The sequence below is a fragment of the Pantoea allii genome, assembly GCF_002307475.1.
Taxonomy (GTDB): domain Bacteria; phylum Pseudomonadota; class Gammaproteobacteria; order Enterobacterales; family Enterobacteriaceae; genus Pantoea; species Pantoea allii.
In genome coordinates this window covers 332,718-350,715 of the sequence record NZ_NTMH01000011.1, presented here as the reverse complement: position 1 = coordinate 350,715, position 17,998 = coordinate 332,718, and the positions used below count along the sequence as shown (strand labels likewise).

Below are 17,998 nucleotides of genomic sequence, written 5' to 3'. Positions count from 1 at the left end.
AAGACACGCTAAACAGGAAAGGGTTACGGATGGTGGATCACATTGCTGGTGGCGAAATCGAATGGGTCGATATCGTAAGCGAAGAGAATGAAGTCGTTGCACAGGCTACGCGTGCGCAGATGCGCGCGCAATGCTTACGTCACCGCGCAACTTATATCGTGGTTCATGACGGTATGGGCAAAATACTGGTTCAGCGCCGTACTGAAATCAAAGATTTTATGCCGGGTAAACTGGATGCAACTGCCGGTGGCGTGGTGCAGAGTGGCGAGGACATGCTGGAATCTGCGCGACGCGAAGCCGAAGAAGAGCTGGGCATTGCGGATGTTCCCTTTGCAGAACATGGCAAATTCTACTTTGAAGATGAGCATTGCCGCGTCTGGGGCGGCTTATTCAGTTGCGTGTCGCACGGCCCCTTTGCCATGCAGGAAGAAGAGGTGGATGAAATCTTCTGGATGACCCCGGATGAAATCACCGCGCGCTGTGATGAGTTTACCGATGATTCGCTTAAAGCCTTATCTTTATGGCTGAGTCGTAACAACGAAAACAGTCACTGATACCTTCTGTTAGCTTTGCGCGCGGTCATGGCCGTTCGCAAAGCTAGCCCTCTGTTTTAATCGCCGCCGCATTCCCGCCTGATTATCAGCTCCCCGTCTTTTAGCCATCAGTCGCGTTGTCAGGGCCACGCCGTCCATTCACCTTGCGCGCAAGAAACGGGCAGGGGATTTATGCTAGTCGGCCTGTCAGAACAGGAAAGCGGTTATGGGTCAACGGTGCGGTTCACCTTCACCGGACGATGACAAGGCGCAGGGCCGGTTCAGCGCTTGCTGTGACTGTGCGCCTGTCAGGCTGACAGCGGCAGGATGCGCACTGTCCAGATCGTACCACCGCCCACCGGTTAACCGCGTGGGCGGTGGTACAATGCGCACCCTTATACTGAGGGTGATCTAAGCCGGTTGCGCTTGGCGCATCTTTTCCCCGCGCCGCCGCAGCACTTCCATCACGATCAGTAATAAAAGCGAAGCCGCAATCATGATAGTGGCGGCCGCTGCAATGGTGGGATCGAGATTTTCGCGGATACCGGCAAACATCTGAATCGGTAATGTCCGCTGCGTTGGGCTGGCAAGGAATAGCGTCACGACCACTTCATCAAATGAGGTCGCAAACGCGAATAACGCGCCGGAAAATACGCCGGGTGCAATCAGCGGCAGGGTGACTTTACGAAACGCCAGCAGCGGCGAGGCACCAAGACTGGCGGCGGCCCGCGTCAGATTCGTGTCGTAACTTTTCAGCACGGCAACCACCGTGATCACCACAAAGGGCACGCCCAGCAGCGCATGGGCCAGTACCAGCCCAAGATAGCTGTTCAGCAGTGACAGTTTGGCGAAGAAGAAAAACATGCCAACGGCGATGATCACTACGGGCGCAACCATGGGAGAGATAATGATCGCCATCACCAGGGCTTTTCCGCGAAACTCACCGCGTACCAGGCCCATAGCGGCCAGCACCCCGAGGACGCTGGCCAACAGCGTCGCCAGTGGGGCAACCAGCAGGCTGTTCATTAGCGCACCGATCCACTCCTTCGAGTGAAAAAAGGCCGCATACCAGCGCAGTGAAAAGCCACTTAGCGGATAGCTCAGAAACGAACTTTCGTTAAATGACAGCGGCACGATGACCAGGACAGGCACAATCAAAAACAGCAGTGCTGCTGCGCCGTAGAAATTAAACAGGTAGCGCCAGACCCGCAGCAACGTTGAACCTTGTTGTCTCATCATTCGCTCCTTAACGCACCGCAGCTTCGGATGAAGTCCGGGTGACACGTGAATACACCACATACAGCAACGTCACGATAATCAGCAACTGACTGCCTAAGGCGGCGGCCATGCCCCAGTTCATGGTGCTGTTGGTAAAGAAGGCGACAAAATAGCTGACCATCTGATCGTCCGGCCCGCCTAACAGGGCAGGTGTCACGTAGTAGCCAATCGCCATCATGAACACCAGCAGCGCACCTGCGGTAATCCCGGCAAACGTCTGTGGCACATAGACGCGCCAGAAGGCCACAAAGGGATGCGCACCCAGCGACACGGCAGCACGGACATAGCTGGGGGAAATGCCTTTCATTACCGCATACAGAGGCAGCACGATGAAGGGCAGTAGAATATGTGTCATTGAGATGTAGACGCCGACCCGGTTAAACACCAGCGTGAGCGGGCTGTCGATGAGACCTGTTGCCATTAAGGTCCGGTTAATTAATCCTCCAGACTGCAGCAGCACAATCCAGCTCGCGGTACGCACAATTAATGAGGTCCAGAAGGGCAGCAGCACCATAATCATCAGGAGGTTGGCCCGGTTAGACGGCTGTTTCGCCAGCCAGTAAGCCAGCGGATAGCCCAGGCCGACGCACAATAAGGTGACGACGGTCGCCATCCACAAGGTGCGTAGCAGAACATTGACATAAAGCGCCTGATCGGGCGACTGTGGTGTGATGTCGCCGGTTTTGGCATCGACCTTATGGTCAAACACCGACAGCAGATAATAACTGGTATAAGGTTTGGCCACGCGTTTCAGGGTTTGCCAGGTGGACAGCTCTCCCCACATCGGCTGCTTGTCGATCAACGTTTGTTTGACGTTAAGGCCATCTTCGGGAGCCTGGCGAGGGACGGCCAGGATCAGCCGACGAAAGGTGCTGTCTTCATAACTTAACCGCTTAGCAATGCCGGAAATCTGGCCCTGTTCACGCGCCGCGCTGACTTCTTTTGCCATAGTGGCAAACAGGCTTTCATCCGGCAGCGCCTTGCCATCCCACTTAGTTAAGGCCTGGCTGGTTTGCGGGAGCCCATCTTTAAGCTCAGGGTTATTCACGCTCATACTGAGAATCGAGCCGATGGGAAATAAAAAACACACCACGACGAAAATCAGTAAAGGGGCAACTAAAAGCAGGGAGCGTTGCGTTTTGATCCAACCAGCCCGGTTAAATTTGTGACGCAGACTGAATGCGCCTTCCGTGCGTCTGACGGGCGCTGAATCCATAACGGGGTTTTGACTCATGCCGACCTCCTCAATGGTGCTGCCGGAGCGGGTCCGGCAGAGGGTTATTTCGCGGCCCAGGCGTTAAAGCGCTGTTCCAGTTCTTCACCATGTTCCAGCCAGAACGTCGCGTTCACCTGAACCGCCTTGGCCATATTGTCAGGCGCAGTGGGCAGTTGGGCTAAACGATCGGCAGCCAGCAGCTTGCCAGCCTGGATATTGGCAGGGCCATAAGGAATATTTTCGGCATAGACCTTTTGGTTTTCCGGCTTCAGCGTGAAGGCAATAAACTTTTCCGCCAGCGCTTTGTGTTTTGAGCCTTTCACAATGGCCCAGTTGTCGAAGTCGTACAGGTTGCCATCCCAGACGATTTTAAAATTATGGCCTTCTGCCTGGGCGGTGCCGATGCGACCGTTATAGGCCGACGCCAGCGTTACGTCGCCTGAAACCAGCCACTGCAGGGGCTGTGCGCCCGATTCCCACCACTGAATGTTCGGCTTGAGCTGATCCAGCTTCTTAAAAGCACGATCCACGCCCGCCGGGGTTGCCAGCACGTTATAAACGTCTTCGCGCTTCACGCCATCCGCCATCAGCGCAATTTCCAGCGTGTATTTCGCACTCTTACGCAAGGCGCGTTTGCCCGGGAATTTTTTCACGTCCCAAAAATCCGCCCAACTGGTTGGGGCCGTTTTTAGCTTGTTGCCATCGTAGGTCAGTACGGTAGACCAGACGAAGAAGCCTGCGCCACATTCGCTTACGCTGCCCTTGGCAAAGTCGGCTTTGTTACCCAACTTGCTCCAGTCCAGCGTTTCAAGCAGCCCTTCTTCACAACCACGTTCCAGTTCCGGGGTTTCGAGCTCGACCACGTCCCAGCCGACCTGTTTGGTTTCGACCATGGCACGGATGCGCGCCATCTCACCGTTATATTCACCCGCTTCTATGCCGTCATGACTTGAGGCCATAAAAGGCTTATAAAACGCTTTATCCTGCGCGTCTTTGTTGGTACCACCGAAAGAAACCACCGTAAGGTTTTCGGCCTGCGCCTGGACAGCCACCGCCGCCAGAACCAGTGCCGCTATATTTTTCATCATCCCCGGACTCCTGAATTATTATGTTTGGGCAGAATCCTCTGCCCGGTGTTTGCTTTGCAATCTTAATGCCAGGGTACTGCCACGCTGCGGAACGGGCGGCGTGGCAGAACGCGAAACTCAATACTTGCCCAGAATACGGTTCAGCAGGTTCAGTGCCGTGCGGAACTGCGCGTCCGGGATGGTGAGCGGGTAGAGGAAGCGGATCACGTTGCCGTGCACGCCGCAGGTGAGCAGCAGCAGTCCCTCGTCCAGCGCCTGTTGCTGAATTGCTTTGGCGATGTCCGCACTCGGCTTGCCTGCGCCATCCATGAATTCAGCGGCGATCATTGAACCATGACCGCGCACCTCTGCCAGCGCTTTACAGCCTGCACCTTGCAGGGTTTCAACCAGTTGTCCACCCAGTTGCAGGGCTTGCTCGCTCAGGTTCTCATCGCGAATCACCTCAAGCACGGCCAGCGCGGCGGCAATGGCCGGTGGGCTGCCGGCGTAGGTGCCGCCCAGACCGCCGGGCAGCGGCGCATCCATCACCTCAGCCCGTCCTGATACCGCCGACAGCGGCATACCGCCCGCCAGGCTTTTTGCCATTGTGATCAGGTCTGGCTGCACGTCGGGATAGTACTCACTGGCAAACAGCTTGCCGGTGCGGGCGAAGCCACTTTGAATCTCATCGGCGATGAGCAAAATGCCATGCTGATCGCACAGCTTACGCAGAGCGTTGACGAAGGCGGGCGGTGCCACATTAAAGCCGCCTTCACCCTGAATCGGTTCATAGATAATGGCCGCCACCTGTTGCGGGCTGATATCGCAGCGGAAAATGGCCTGCAAACTTTCCAGTGCATCATCCACGCTGCAGCCATGCAGTGCATTCGGGTAGCGGGCGTGAAATACTGAGCTGGCAAAAGGGCCAAAACCGGTTTTATAGGGGACCACTTTGCCGGTCAGCGACATCGTCATGTTGGTGCGACCGTGAAAAGCCCCCGTAAAGGCGATAACGCCAGGACGGCCCGTGGCGGCGCGTGCAATTTTCACCGCATTCTCAACGGCCTCCGCCCCGGTGGAGAAAAAAGTGGTTTTGGCGGGCCCATTCACCGGCACCAGCGCATTCAGTTTTTCTGCCAGGGCGATGTAGTTTTCGTAGGGCACGACCTGAAACGCGGTATGGGTAAAATGGTCAAGCTGTTCTTTGATGGCGGCGATGACTTTGGGATGGCGATGTCCGGTATTCAGCACGGCAATGCCTGCGCTGAAATCGATAATTTCGCGCCCCTGATGATCCCATAACGTGGCGTTTTCTGCTTTCACCGCATAGAAATCGCACATCACGCCCACGCCGCGCGGCGTAGCATTGAGACGACGAACCTGAACTTCACTGTTACTCATAACGCGACCTCATGGTGTTTGTTGCCATATTGTTACAGTGGAATCTGCCTCCTTGCTTTTTAGCGTTTTCAGGGTTTTATAATCCAGAGCCAGTTTTTTTTATTTTGAGGTACCAATTTTGCGAAGCTTACTCGGTGACCTGCTTGCACAACGTCTGGCCTCGCTTTCCGGCGGTACGCTGAATAAGCGATTGTATGATGTCTTGCAGGCAGCCATTCAGGATGGAGCCATTGCCACCGCGACGCGACTGCCCGCCAGCCGCGACCTTGCTCGTGAACTCGCCGTCTCACGTAACACCGTGCTGGCAGTTTATGAACAGCTTCAGTCTGAGGGTTACTTACAAACCCGTACCGGAAGCGGCACCTTCGTCAGTGCGGTATTACCGGAACAGGCACCGGGAGAGCCGCTGGTCAGGCCGGTAACGCCGCCGATGAAACCCGTCCGGCTGTCGCGACGGGGTTCACGTCTGCTGGCGAACAGCGGTGCCGGGAGCCATCAGTGGGGCGCGTTCATGCCCGGCGTACCGGACGTCAGCCATATGCCGCACGACATCTGGCGAAAAATACAGCTTCGCCTCAGCCGGCGGCTGCCGGTTGAGAATCTGAGCTATGCCAGCCACGGCGGCTGCGTCGAGTTACAACAGGCGCTGGCCGATTACCTGCGGGTGATCCGATCGGTGAACTGCAGCCCCGAGCAGATCCTGGTCACCGCCGGAACGCATCAGTCGCTGGATCTGCTGGCGAAAATGCTCTGCGATCCCGGTGACAGGGCTATCGTGGAAGAGCCGGGATACTGGGGAATTCGTAATGTGCTGGCGGTGAATGGGGTGACGCTGATTCCCACTCAGGTTGACGACCAGGGGCTGGTTTTGCCCCCTGAGCAACCGGACAGCCCGGTACCGCGCCTGATTTGTGTGACGCCTTCCCACCAGTACCCACTGGGTGCGGTGATGAGCCTGCAACGGCGCCATGAATTACTGGAGCGCGCCAAAAGCTGCGGCAGTTGGGTGGTGGAAGATGACTACGATGGTGAGTTTCGCTTTACCGGTAGCCCGATCCCGGCGCTACAGGGCCTGGCGGCGGACGCACCGGTGATCTATCTGGGCACCTTCAGCAAAACGCTGTATCCGGGCATCCGGCTCAGCTACATGGTGGTGCCTAAATCCATGGCCGCACGCATGAAAATGGCACACTCAGAGCTTTATCGTGGCGGCTACGGCCTGGTGCAACTCACCCTGGCGGCGTTTATTCGGGAAGGGCACTATGCGGCCCACGTTCGGCGCATGCGGCAGATTTACAGCCGTCGCCGGGCCGTGCTGGTGGAGGTGATTAGCACCTCGCTGGGCGCTGACTGGATTGTGCACCACAGCAATGCAGGTTTGCATCTGGTGCTCAGGCTGCCCGACAGCATCGACGATGTGGCCTTCAGCGCAGAGTTAGAACAGTGCGGTGTGTTAACGCGTCCGCTTTCATCCTACTACCTGCAAGGGACGCCGCAGCGAGGCTTGCTGCTGGGCTACGCCTGCGTTAACGAGGCAGATATCCCCGCCGCCTTTGCGCCTGTCCTTGCCCGATTGGAACATCATCTGCAAATTGCCTCAGTTTCGCCCTGAGGCACCATCAGCGTGCATCACCCTGGATTGCCTGATTCTGTGAGCAATCTCACGTTAAATTAATGTTAAATATAAAAAGACAATAAAATACAATGGCCTGCAAATTGATTTTGTAAGCCGTTTCTTTTCCTGTTGTCAAATTCTGCTTGTGCAAATCAAAGGCGTTGTGGTAGTGCTAAAAAAAGGCCCGCCAGAATTCGCACGTCAAAAGGATGATGCATGAATCGTGCCGACACCTTTTTTTATCCTGTTTACGAGAGTACGCCATGAGAAATTTTGTCAGTTTTCGCAACATCAAAAAGAGCTACGACGGCGACAAGCTGGTGGTGCGCAACCTCAATCTGGATGTGGCAGAAGGGGAGTTTTTGACCCTGTTAGGGCCATCTGGCTCCGGAAAAACCACCAGCCTGATGATGCTGGCCGGATTTGAAACGCCTACCGATGGTGAGATCCTGCTGCGTGATAAACCCCTTCACACCTTGCCGCCGCATCAACGTGATATCGGTATGGTATTCCAAAACTATGCGCTTTTTCCCCACATGACGGTGGCGGAAAATCTGGCATTTCCGTTGTCGATTCGCCGTTTGAGCAAAGCCGATATCAGTGTGCGGGTTAAGCGGGTGCTGGATATGATTAAACTCACTTCGCTGGCAGACCGCTATCCCGCGCAGATGTCTGGGGGGCAGCAGCAGCGTGTGGCCCTGGCGCGGGCGCTGGTCTTTGAACCCAAACTGATCCTGATGGATGAGCCGCTAGGCGCGCTGGATAAACAACTGCGCGAGCACATGCAGATGGAGATTAAGCAGCTCCACAGTATGCTCGGACTGACCATTGTCTATGTCACGCATGACCAGAGTGAAGCCATGACCATGTCAGACCGGGTGGCGGTCTTCAATGATGGAATGATCCAGCAGATGGACAGCCCGCATAAACTTTATGAGCAGCCCGATAACGCCTTTGTGGCGCAGTTTATCGGCGAAAATAACAGCCTGTTGGCCACGCAGTCGGGACAGCATGGCGATTATTATCAGGTGACGCTGGATAACGGTGTTCAGCTGGATGCGCTGAAGGTGCGCCCGAGCTCGCCTGGTAAAAAAATACAGCTCAGTATTCGCCCAGAACGCATCAATGTGAACGCCGCCAAACCGGGCGAACAGTCTGTTCAGGCCAGGATACAGCAGTTTATCTATCTGGGGGATCACGTGAGAATGCTCACTGAGGTTGCCGGGCAGGGGAATTTTATGGTGAAAATGGCCGCATCTGAGGTATCACCCGACTGGAAAGCCGGCAGTGAAGTGAGACTGTCCTGGCAGCCTCAGCACCTGCGCGCGCTTGACGTTACGCTGCAATAGGCAAAAAAAAGAGCATGCAGTCTGCATGCTCTTATTCAGCCATGGAAACTTAGCCTTCAGCCTGCTGCGACTGAATCGCCGTCAGGGCGATGGTGTAGACGATGTCATCCACCAGCGCGCCACGTGACAGGTCGTTGACCGGTTTACGCATGCCCTGCAGCATTGGCCCGATTGAAATCAGGTCAGCTGAACGCTGTACCGCTTTATAGGTGGTATTACCGGTATTGAGATCCGGGAAAATAAACACCGTTGCGCGACCGGCAACCTGCGAGTTGGGGGCTTTGGATTTTGCCACGTCTTCCATAATCGCCGCGTCATACTGCAACGGACCATCAATCACCAGATCTGGACGTTTTTCCTGGGCAAGTCGCGTTGCTTCGCGTACTTTCTCCACGTCGCTACCTGCACCTGAGTTACCGGTTGAGTAGGAGATCATCGCGACGCGCGGATCGATGCCGAAGGCTTTGGCGGAATCGGCGGACTGAATGGCAATTTCTGCCAGCTGTTCAGCGGTGGGGTCCGGGTTGATCGCGCAGTCGCCGTAGACCAGCACCTGCTCCGGAAGCAGCATAAAGAACACCGATGAGACCAGCGAACTGTTGGGTGCGGTTTTGATCAGCTGTAACGGCGGACGGATGGTGTTTGCAGTGGTATGCACTGCGCCGGAGACCAGCCCGTCGACTTCACCACTTTCCAGCATCATGGTGCCCAGCACCACGTTATCTTCCAGCTGTTCCTGAGCAACCACTTCGGTCATGCCTTTGCTTTTACGCAGTTCGACCAGACGTGGAACGTAGTTCTGGCGAACCACTTCGGGATCAACAATCTCAATCCCTTTGCCCAGCTCAACGCCCTGAGCTGCCGCAACGCGCTGGATTTCATCCGGATTGCCTAACAGGACACAGGTCGCGATGCCGCGCTCGGCGCAGATGGCTGCCGCTTTGACGGTGCGGGGTTCATCCCCTTCCGGCAGCACAATGCGTTTGCCTGCATTGCGTGCCAGCTCGGTCAACTGATAGCGGAAGGCCGGCGGTGACAGGCGACGGCTGCGTTCAGACGTGGCCGTCAGGGATTCAACCCAGTCAGCATTGATGTAGCTGGCAACGTACTCCTGGACTTTCTCAATACGCTGCGTGTCGTCTACGGGCACTTCAAGGTTGAAGCTTTGCAGGCTGAGCGAGGTTTGCCAGGTGTTGGTTTTCACCATAAATACCGGCAGGCCGGTCTGGAAGGCACGTTCGCACAGTTTGGCGATGCGCTCATCAATTTCATAGTTACCGGTTAAGAGGATGGCACCAATCTCAATACCGTTCATTGCCGCCAGGCAGGCAGCAACCAGCACATCAGGACGGTCGGCAGAGGTGACCAGCAGCGAGCCTGGACGGAAGTGCTCAAGCATGTGCGGAATGCTGCGTGCGCAGAACGTCACTGATTTTACGCGGCGCGTCTGAAGTTCACCTTCGTTAATGACCCGGGCGTTAAGGTGGCGGCACATATCAATGGCGCGGGTGGCAATCAGGTCGAAGCTCCAGGGCACACAACCCAGGATGGGCAGTGGGCTGTTGGCAAACAGCTGGTCAGGATTGATGTTGGCAATGCTGGCTTTTGACGAATCATCGAAAATTTCTGACAGGTCGGGGCGCGTGCGGCCCTGTTCGTCGACCGGTGCGTTCAGTTTGTTAATGATCACGCCAGTGATGTTTTTATTCTTTGACCCGCCAAAGCTGCTTTGCGTCAGTTCAATACGCTCTTTAAGCTGTGCAGGCGAATCGTTACCCAGCGCGGTCACAAAGACGATTTCAGCGTTTAACGTTTTGGCGATTTCATAGTTCAGGGCGTTGGCAAACTGGTGCTTGCGCGTGGGGACTAAGCCCTCGACCAGGACCACTTCAGCATTCTGGGTATTGGCGTGGTAGCGGGCAATAATCTCTTCCATCAGCACATCTTGCTGATTTGACCCCAACAGCGATTCCACGCGGGACATTGGCAACGGCTCTGCGGCCGGAATGCCTGAACTCTTGCGCACAATGCTGGTGGTCTGGTCTGGTGCATTGCCGCCCGCACGCGGTTGAGCAATGGGTTTGAAAACGCTCAGTCGAACGCCTTTACGTTCCATGGCGCGAATGACGCCAAGGCTAACGCTGGTCAGACCGACGCTGGTGCCGGTCGGAATGAGCATAATTGTACGTGACACGATTGAACCTCTCAGATTTCACTGGGTGTCAAAACAACGCCGTCAGCATGGGCTGACGGCGAAAGGAGATCAGGCGGTAAGACGTGCGGCGTCGCGGGCAATCACTAACTCTTCGTTAGTCGGAATCACCACAGCCGGGCGGGTGCCTTCTTTATTGATAAAACCTGACTTGCCAAAGCGTGCCGCCAGGTTGCGGTCGTGGTCAACCTCAAAGCCAAGCAGTGCCAGTTTATTTAAGGTCAGCTCGCGCACCATTGCCGCATTTTCGCCGATACCACCGGTAAAGATTACACCATCAAGACGGCCGTCCATCAGCGCCGTATAGCTACCAATGTATTTGGCAAGACGATGGCAGAAGACATCCATCGCGCGTTTGGCATCCGCTTTCGTTGCATAGTTATCTTCGACATAACGGCAGTCGCTGGTGACTTCGGTGAGCCCTAACAGGCCGGACTCTTTGGTCAACATTTTGTTGATGGCGTCAACGCTCATGCCTAAGGTGTCGTGCAGGAAGAAAATAATCGCGGGATCGATGTCGCCACTGCGGGTACCCATCACCAGGCCTTCCAGCGGTGTCAGCCCCATCGAAGTATCCACACATTCGCCGTTGCGAATGGCAGAAACAGACCCACCGTTACCGAGGTGACAGGTAATAATGTTCAGCGTTTCCAGCGGCTTGTTGAGCATTTTTGCCGCTTCGTGGGTCACATAGTAGTGACTGGTGCCGTGCGCGCCATAGCGACGAACGCCATGTTCTTTATAAAGCGCATACGGCAGCGCATAAAGATAGGACTCTTCCGGCATTGTCTGATGGAAAGCCGTGTCGAAAATCGCCACATTCTTGTCGGACAAATGCGGGAAGTTTTTCATGGCTTCATCAATACCGATCAGGCCGGCTGGGTTATGCAGTGGTGCAAAAGATGACGCATCTTTGATACCCTGCACGACAGACTGAGAAATGACCACTGACTGCGTGAGTTTTTCGCCGCCGTGAACAATACGGTGACCTATTGCTGCGATTTGTGCTGAAAGCTCTGGTTTTTGTGCCAGAATTGTTTTAACAATGAAATTCAGCGCTTCGCTGTGGGCAGCGCCAGCACCCAGAGGGGCTTCCTGCTTCTGGCCCTCAAGTTTCCATTTAATCCGCGCTTCGGGAAGGTGGAAGCATTCTGCCAGGCCAGACAGGAATTCTTCACCGCTGGTGGGATTAAGGATGGCAAACTTAAGGGAAGAGCTGCCGCAGTTCAGAACCAGTACTAACTTACTCGACATGGAAGTACCTATTTGTTAAAAGTGGCTAAAAATAACGCAATCAGACTTACAGCGTAGCCCATTGAAGCAGCCAGATTAATGACAGAAGTCATACCCAGGTCAAAATAGTGCGTTTTACGCAAAAAAATTTGAGTTTTTACGCATAAATTTGAAAATTCGCTTAAAACGGGCCTTGTCGTCTCTGTTACAAGGAAAGTTGCGGCAGGGACGTTGTTAAATCGGCGACAGAATAGCCGGAGTCACCTTTAAAGACAAAAACATTTGAAGGATGTTACGTAAAGTTGTGTCGTTATAATTATTTTTCAAAAAATACAGCATTAGTTGAGGCGAGCCATGGCGAATGAATCCCACACCGGCTGGTTCCGGATGTTTCAACGCGGACAGCATTATATGAAGACCTGGCCCAACGATAAACGCCTGGCGCCAGTCTTTCCTGAAAATCGTGTCTCTTCGGCGACACGGTTTTCAATTCGCTTTATGCCGCCGCTGGCGGTCTTTACGTTAACGTGGCAAATCGCGATGGGTGGCCAACTTGGCCCAGCGGTCGCGACGGCCCTGTTCGCCTGCAGTTTGCCTATGCAGGGTTTATGGTGGTTAGGTAAGCGTTCGGTCACGCCATTGCCGCCCACGCTGCTGCGCTGGTTTCACGAGGTGCGCACGAAACTGGAAGCCGCAGGGCAGGCGATTGCCCCGGTTGAGGGGAAACCCACATACCAGGCGCTGGCCGATCTGCTTAAGCGTGCCTTTAAGCAACTGGACCGGACATTTCTGGACGATCTTTAATCTGCGCCGTGCGGCAAATTATTGCACCCAAACCCGCGCTTAAATCAATGAAAAGCGATGTGGCAACGCCCACATCGTTTCCCCTGTGTAATTATCCTTCCATCGTATAAAACCTGAACGGCCAGCGGGCTTGAGGAAGAGATGATGGAAATGACCCATGCACAACGTTTGATCCTGACAAACCAGTACAAAATCATGGCGATGCTGGAGCCGGAGAACGCCGAACGTTTTCGTCGCTATCAGACCATCATTGAGCGTGGTTATGGCCTGCAGATGCGTGAACTGGATAAAGAATTTGGCAAACTACCCGAAGAAACCTGCCGCACGCTCATCGACATTATGGAGATGCACCATGCGCTGCAGGTTTCCTGGTCAAATCTTAAAGCCGAAGGCGACATCGATCCACGACGTCTGGCGTTTCTGGGCTTTGATGCCGCCACGGAATCGCGTTATCTGGGCTACGTGCGTTTTATGGTGAATACCGAAGGGCGCTATACCCATTTTGATGCCGGTACGCACGGCTTTAATGCGCAAACGCCGATGTGGGAAAAGTATCAACGGATGCTGGCTTTGTGGCAGACTTGTCCCCGCCAATACCATTTAAGCGTAAACGAGATTGCGCAAATCATTAACGCCTGATGAGGAGTGACGCGTGGAGTACAGTGGTTTTTTATTTGATTTAGACGGCACCTTAGTTGATTCACTACCGGCGGTAGAACGCGCCTGGAGCAACTGGGGTGCACGTCATGGCATTGCGGCTGATGAAATTCTGGACTTCATTCACGGTAAGCAGGCTATTACTTCACTGCGCCACTTCATGTCGGGCCAGTCAGAAGAAGCGATACAGGCTGAGTTTCTGGCGCTGGAAAAAACAGAAGCAGAAGACACCGACGGCGTGCAGGCGCTGCCAGGCGCAAAAGCGCTGCTCACGCAACTGGATGCGTTGCAGATCCCCTGGGCGATTGTCACCTCAGGTTCCGTGCCGGTGGCACATGCGCGCCATAAAGCAGCAGGATTACCGCAGCCTGCCGTGTTTATTACGGCTGAGCAGGTGGCAAAGGGCAAACCGGAACCCGATCCTTACTTACTTGGGGCAAAAATGCTGAAACTCTCTCCGGCCGACTGTGTCGTGGTCGAAGACGCGCCTGCTGGTGTGATGTCAGGATTGGCGGCAGGCTGTGCTGTCATTGCCGCCAATGCGCCAGATGATACACCACGCATCGATGAGGTGGCGCTGCGCCTGACCTCACTGACATCGCTGGTGGTCACCCAACAGACGACGGGCAAGTTTGCTTTTCACAGTAAAGACTAAGCAGAACGTGGCGGCGTGAAGCCGCCCGTATCAGAGCGGCGAATCCTGCGAAATTTCATCCAGAGACAGGCTAAAGCTGGGAATAAACACCTCGACGAAATAGCTCATTTCGGGTGAGCGACGTTGGCTCAGGGTTTTTTCCAGCCGCGCCTTTGCTAATAAAAATTCATTGTTGCCGGCCGACAGCTCTTCAAGGCATTTTACGTATGCGCAAAGTGCATCGGCCTGCTTCACCACGGCTTTCTCTTCTTCACTGTGCAGGTGCTCATCAATCAGCGGGCGGTAAATATCCTGCAGTTCTTCCGGCAGCATCTCAATCAACTTCTGCTGCGCAATCTTTTCAATCTTTTTGTATTCGTGGGCTATCTGCGCGTTGTAGTACTTCACCGGTGTCGGTAAATCGCCGGTCAGCACTTCACTGGCATCGTGATACAGCGCCATCATAGCGATGCGCTCGGCATTGAGATTGCCATTGAACTTCTTGTTCTTAATGGCGGCCAGGGCATGGGCAACCATCGCCACCTGCAAACTGTGTTCCGAGACGTTTTCGGTGCGTACGTTACGCATCAGCGGCCAGCGGTTGATCAGTTTGAGACGGGAAAGGTGGGCGAAGAAATGGCTTTGAGTCATGGTGGTTCCTGTTTGCAACAGGGGAGAGGCGAGCTCTCCCCGACATCACATCAGTATAGGCGCAACAGGACTACTGACGGTAGCCCTGCAGGAAACGGCCAAACTTATTGATCGCCATCTCCAGATCGTCAACGCGTGGCAGCGTGACGATTCGCAGGTGATCGGGCCACGGCCAGTTAAACGCCGTGCCCTGTACCAGCAGGACCTTCTCCTGCAACAGGAAATCCAGCACCATTTTCTGATCGTCGTGAATATTGAATTTTTTAGCATCAATACGCGGGAACATGTAGAGCGCGCCCTGCGGCTTCACACAACTGACGCCGGGAATCTCGTTGATCAGTTCCCAGGCACGTTGGCGCTGCTCGTAGAGCCGTCCACCGGGCACAATGAATTCGCTAATGCTTTGGTAGCCACCCAGCGCAGTCTGAATCGCGTGCTGCGCCGGTACATTGGCACACAGGCGCATGGATGCCAGCATTTCCAGGCCTTCGATATAGCCTTTCGCATGCTTTTTAGGTCCGTTCAGCACCATCCAGCCCTGGCGGAAACCCGCGACGCGGTAAGTTTTAGATAGACCATTAAAGGTTACTGTCAGTAAATCCGGTGCCAGCGCAGCGATAGAATGGTGCTGTGCCGCGTCATACAGAATTTTGTCGTAGATTTCGTCAGCAAAAATAATCAGGTTATGCTGACGGGCAATCTCAACCACTTCCATTAACAGCTCTTTGCTGTAAACCGCACCGGTGGGGTTATTGGGGTTGATAATCACAATGCCACGGGTGCGCGGCGTGATTTTACTGCGGATATCATCAAGATCCGGGAACCAGCCTGCGGATTCATCACACAGATAGTGCACGGCCTTGCCGCTCGACAGGGACACGGCGGCGGTCCACAACGGATAGTCGGGCGCAGGCACCAGCATTTCATCACCGCTGTTCAGTAACGCCTGCATAGCCTGGACGATCAGTTCAGACACACCATTACCGATGTAAATGTCTTCGACCGTAACGTCGCGCATATCGCGCGCCTGGTAGTGCTGCATAATGGCTTTGCGGGCAGAATACAGCCCTTTGGAATCACAGTACCCCTGCGCACTGGGGAGGTTGCGGATGACATCAACCAGAATCTCATCCGGCGCTTCGAAACCAAAAGGTGCCGGATTGCCGATGTTCAACTTAAGAACTTTATTACCTTCTTCTTCAAGGCGTTTAGCCTCTTTTAAAACCGGCCCACGAATGTCGTAACAGACATTGTCCAGTTTGCCGGATTTATCAATTTGAAAAGTCATTGTGGCCGCCTTAATGTGCAGAATCCTTTTGCCTGCCGCTGAAAACAAACCTGCACAATGTACTCTCCTCAGGCCTACAAAAGAAGGGCAAGAAACGGTTTTGGCGTGTTCAGCATCTTTGTCTTCGGGCAGACGACGTAATGCATATTGGTTATCATGCAGTCCGGTTGAAACGTTTGGTTTATAAGGCTTTCCTGGTTTATTGTTCTGTGAGTAAAAATTGAGCGCTGGGTAATGTCTGCTTTTATTATGCCGATAATGAACCTGAAGGCCGTGACACAATCTGAGTATGCGCAATGCGTCATGAGCGAAATAGTTTAATTATGCTTTATTAATGCATAAAATTTGCGCGGCTTTGACCGCAGTTAATCAGAGTAACCTGAAAAACAACGGTTGCTCTTGATGTTAACGCATTTATATCTAAGGTTTTTTTAACGATTATTAAGGCCGACAGAAATAATGCAGAGCATCTTCAATGCATGTTTCGACAATGAAAAGTCGTATTTACTGTTTTCCGGCAGGTTACGTCCGCTCAGGAGGGACAAGGATGAATGTAAGATGCGATTTGATCAAAATATGCAATGCTTTTCATAAAAACATTTCCATTTTGCGGTCAAAAATGATTAAGTATAATTTACTATTTGATGAGATTAAACGCTACACACCGTTAGCGTATTCCAGACCTGTTTACCCCTGCTTAACCGCATTTTGGGGGTAGAAAAAAGACAACTACACAGCTTCCCGCATTTTTGCATCCCGTGCCCTCGGCACAGAAGTTGTCTCTGTCTTCAGGAGCCGGTTTCCTTGTTTTGCAGGGAAGTTCCGTCTTCCTCCGTAAGTAAATTTTATGTCGGCCCTTTGCCGGGACGCCATGAAGCATCATTACCGCTTATCGCTTTGATAAGCATGTAATAACACCAGGATAGTAGTTCTTAAAAATCTAATAAGTGAAGAAAAAAACATGACTAATGCAAATCGTCCGATACTTAATCTCGATCTCGATCTGCTCCGAACTTTTGTTGCTGTTGCTGATTTGAACACCTTTGCAGCCGCTGCTGCTGCGGTGTGCAGAACGCAATCGGCAGTAAGTCAGCAGATGCAACGTCTGGAACAACTGGTTGGTAAAGAGTTGTTTGCCAGACATGGCCGCAACAAGTTGTTAACAGAACACGGTATTCAGCTTCTGGGCTATGCCAGGAAAATCCTGCGTTTTAACGATGAAGCCTGTACTTCCCTGATGTACAGCAACATCCAGGGCGTACTGACGATTGGCGCTTCTGACGATACGTCCGACACCATTCTGCCGTTCCTGTTAAACCGCGTGACCTCTGTCTATCCAAAACTGGCGATTGATGTTCGCGTGAAACGCAATCCCTTTATGATGGAAATGCTGAACCAGGGCGAAGTCGATTTAGTTGTCACGACCTCCAGCCCGGGTAACTTTACTCACCAGGTCCTGCGCACGTCGCCGACCTTGTGGTACTGCGCGGCGGATTACGTGTTCCAGCGTGGGGAAGCGATTCCGTTGGTATTACTCGATGAGCCAAGCCCGTACCGCGATATGGCGATTGACCATCTTAATGAAGCCGGTATTCCGTGGCGTATCTCCTACGTTGCATCAACCCTGGCGGCCGTGCGCGCTGCGGTGAAAGCAGGATTAGGTGTAACGGCGCGTCCGGTAGAAATGATGAGCCCGGAATTGCGTGTCATGGGTGCAGCTGAAGGCTTACCGGTATTACCTGATACGCAATACCTGCTGTGTCGCAATGCTGACAGTGATAACGAGCTGGCGCTGGCGATCTTTAATGCTATGCAGTCTACGCACGATCCTTACAACATGGTGGCCAATGCCGATGGCACATTGTTGCTGGATGATGAAGAGTAAATACCGCATTCTTTTGCAAAAAATGCGCAATTTAGCAGCACGATAACCTCTGTAAATACGCCTCTTGTCCTGTAAAAAGGACAGGGGGCTTTTTTTTAGGCTTTTTCTTGCGCAATAAAACCGATTTTCGAGGGGTTGTCTTTACTTGCTGTCAGCCACCCGCAATCGAGCGGAC

General features: G+C 53.7%; 15 protein-coding genes. 7 read left to right on the top strand and 8 right to left on the bottom strand.

What is annotated here, in order from left to right; genetic code table 11:
* Positions 1-29: 29 nt before the first annotated feature.
* Complete coding sequence (gene yfcD / locus CMR03_RS04420) at positions 30-554, top strand: NUDIX hydrolase YfcD (protein WP_096010891.1); 525 nt, start codon at positions 30-32, stop codon at positions 552-554.
* Between the two features lie 390 nt (positions 555-944).
* Here the strand turns inward: yfcD and CMR03_RS04415 are convergent, their stop codons facing one another.
* The 4 genes from CMR03_RS04415 to CMR03_RS04400 all read right to left on the bottom strand — a co-directional run bounded on the left by CMR03_RS04415 (position 945) and on the right by CMR03_RS04400 (position 5,495).
* Positions 945-1,769, bottom strand: coding sequence for an ABC transporter permease (locus CMR03_RS04415; RefSeq protein WP_063880311.1), 825 nt, complete (start codon positions 1,767-1,769; stop codon positions 945-947).
* A 10-nt stretch (positions 1,770-1,779) separates the two neighbouring features.
* Positions 1,780-3,045 (bottom strand): ABC transporter permease, encoded by a 1,266-nt coding sequence (locus tag CMR03_RS04410; protein WP_096010890.1) that lies wholly within the window; start codon positions 3,043-3,045, stop codon positions 1,780-1,782.
* Between the two features lie 44 nt (positions 3,046-3,089).
* Positions 3,090-4,115, bottom strand: a complete 1,026-nt coding sequence (locus CMR03_RS04405) for a polyamine ABC transporter substrate-binding protein (protein ID WP_096010889.1) — start codon at positions 4,113-4,115, stop codon at positions 3,090-3,092.
* Between the two features lie 117 nt (positions 4,116-4,232).
* On the bottom strand, positions 4,233-5,495 hold the full coding sequence (locus CMR03_RS04400; RefSeq protein ID WP_096010888.1) for a 4-aminobutyrate--2-oxoglutarate transaminase: 1,263 nt from the start codon (positions 5,493-5,495) through the stop codon (positions 4,233-4,235).
* A 118-nt stretch (positions 5,496-5,613) separates the two neighbouring features.
* Here CMR03_RS04400 and pdxR point away from each other — a divergent pair, with 118 nt between their 5' ends.
* Entirely contained in the window at positions 5,614-7,107 is a 1,494-nt protein-coding gene (gene pdxR / locus CMR03_RS04395) for a MocR-like pyridoxine biosynthesis transcription factor PdxR (protein ID WP_096010887.1), read from the top strand.
* A 266-nt stretch (positions 7,108-7,373) separates the two neighbouring features.
* Positions 7,374-8,459, top strand: a complete 1,086-nt coding sequence (locus CMR03_RS04390; RefSeq protein WP_063880306.1) for an ABC transporter ATP-binding protein — start codon at positions 7,374-7,376, stop codon at positions 8,457-8,459.
* Between the two features lie 49 nt (positions 8,460-8,508).
* Here the strand turns inward: CMR03_RS04390 and pta are convergent, their stop codons facing one another.
* Both pta and ackA read right to left on the bottom strand, forming a co-directional pair.
* Positions 8,509-10,638 (bottom strand): phosphate acetyltransferase, encoded by a 2,130-nt coding sequence (gene pta, locus CMR03_RS04385; protein ID WP_167385749.1) that lies wholly within the window; start codon positions 10,636-10,638, stop codon positions 8,509-8,511.
* An 84-nt stretch (positions 10,639-10,722) separates the two neighbouring features.
* Positions 10,723-11,925: an acetate kinase gene (gene ackA, locus CMR03_RS04380; protein WP_096010885.1), complete on the bottom strand. Its 1,203-nt coding sequence runs from the start codon at positions 11,923-11,925 to the stop codon at positions 10,723-10,725.
* Positions 11,926-12,258: 333 nt separating this feature from the next.
* On the opposite strand from ackA, the gene yfbV reads away from it, so the two are divergent.
* The 3 genes from yfbV (at position 12,259) to CMR03_RS04365 (ending at position 14,020) form a co-directional block, all read left to right on the top strand.
* A complete protein-coding gene (gene yfbV, locus CMR03_RS04375; protein ID WP_063880303.1) occupies positions 12,259-12,708 on the top strand; it encodes a terminus macrodomain insulation protein YfbV in 450 nt (149 codons plus the stop codon).
* A gap of 144 nt (positions 12,709-12,852) precedes the next feature.
* Positions 12,853-13,347 carry a YfbU family protein gene (locus CMR03_RS04370; RefSeq protein WP_096010884.1) on the top strand — a complete coding sequence of 165 codons (495 nt, stop codon included), beginning with the start codon at positions 12,853-12,855 and terminating at the stop codon, positions 13,345-13,347.
* A 13-nt stretch (positions 13,348-13,360) separates the two neighbouring features.
* A complete protein-coding gene (locus tag CMR03_RS04365) occupies positions 13,361-14,020 on the top strand; it encodes a sugar phosphatase (protein WP_096010883.1) in 660 nt (219 codons plus the stop codon).
* 30 nt (positions 14,021-14,050) lie between these two features.
* Here CMR03_RS04365 and yfbR read toward each other — a convergent pair whose 3' ends face one another.
* Positions 14,051-14,650, bottom strand: a complete 600-nt coding sequence (gene yfbR, locus CMR03_RS04360) for a 5'-deoxynucleotidase (RefSeq protein ID WP_096010882.1) — start codon at positions 14,648-14,650, stop codon at positions 14,051-14,053.
* Between the two features lie 70 nt (positions 14,651-14,720).
* A complete protein-coding gene (locus CMR03_RS04355) occupies positions 14,721-15,938 on the bottom strand; it encodes a pyridoxal phosphate-dependent aminotransferase (protein WP_063880299.1) in 1,218 nt (405 codons plus the stop codon).
* A gap of 961 nt (positions 15,939-16,899) precedes the next feature.
* Between CMR03_RS04355 and lrhA the strand changes: the two genes are divergently transcribed.
* Positions 16,900-17,823 (top strand): transcriptional regulator LrhA, encoded by a 924-nt coding sequence (gene lrhA, locus CMR03_RS04350; protein WP_013026515.1) that lies wholly within the window; start codon positions 16,900-16,902, stop codon positions 17,821-17,823.
* Positions 17,824-17,998: the final 175 nt, after the last annotated feature.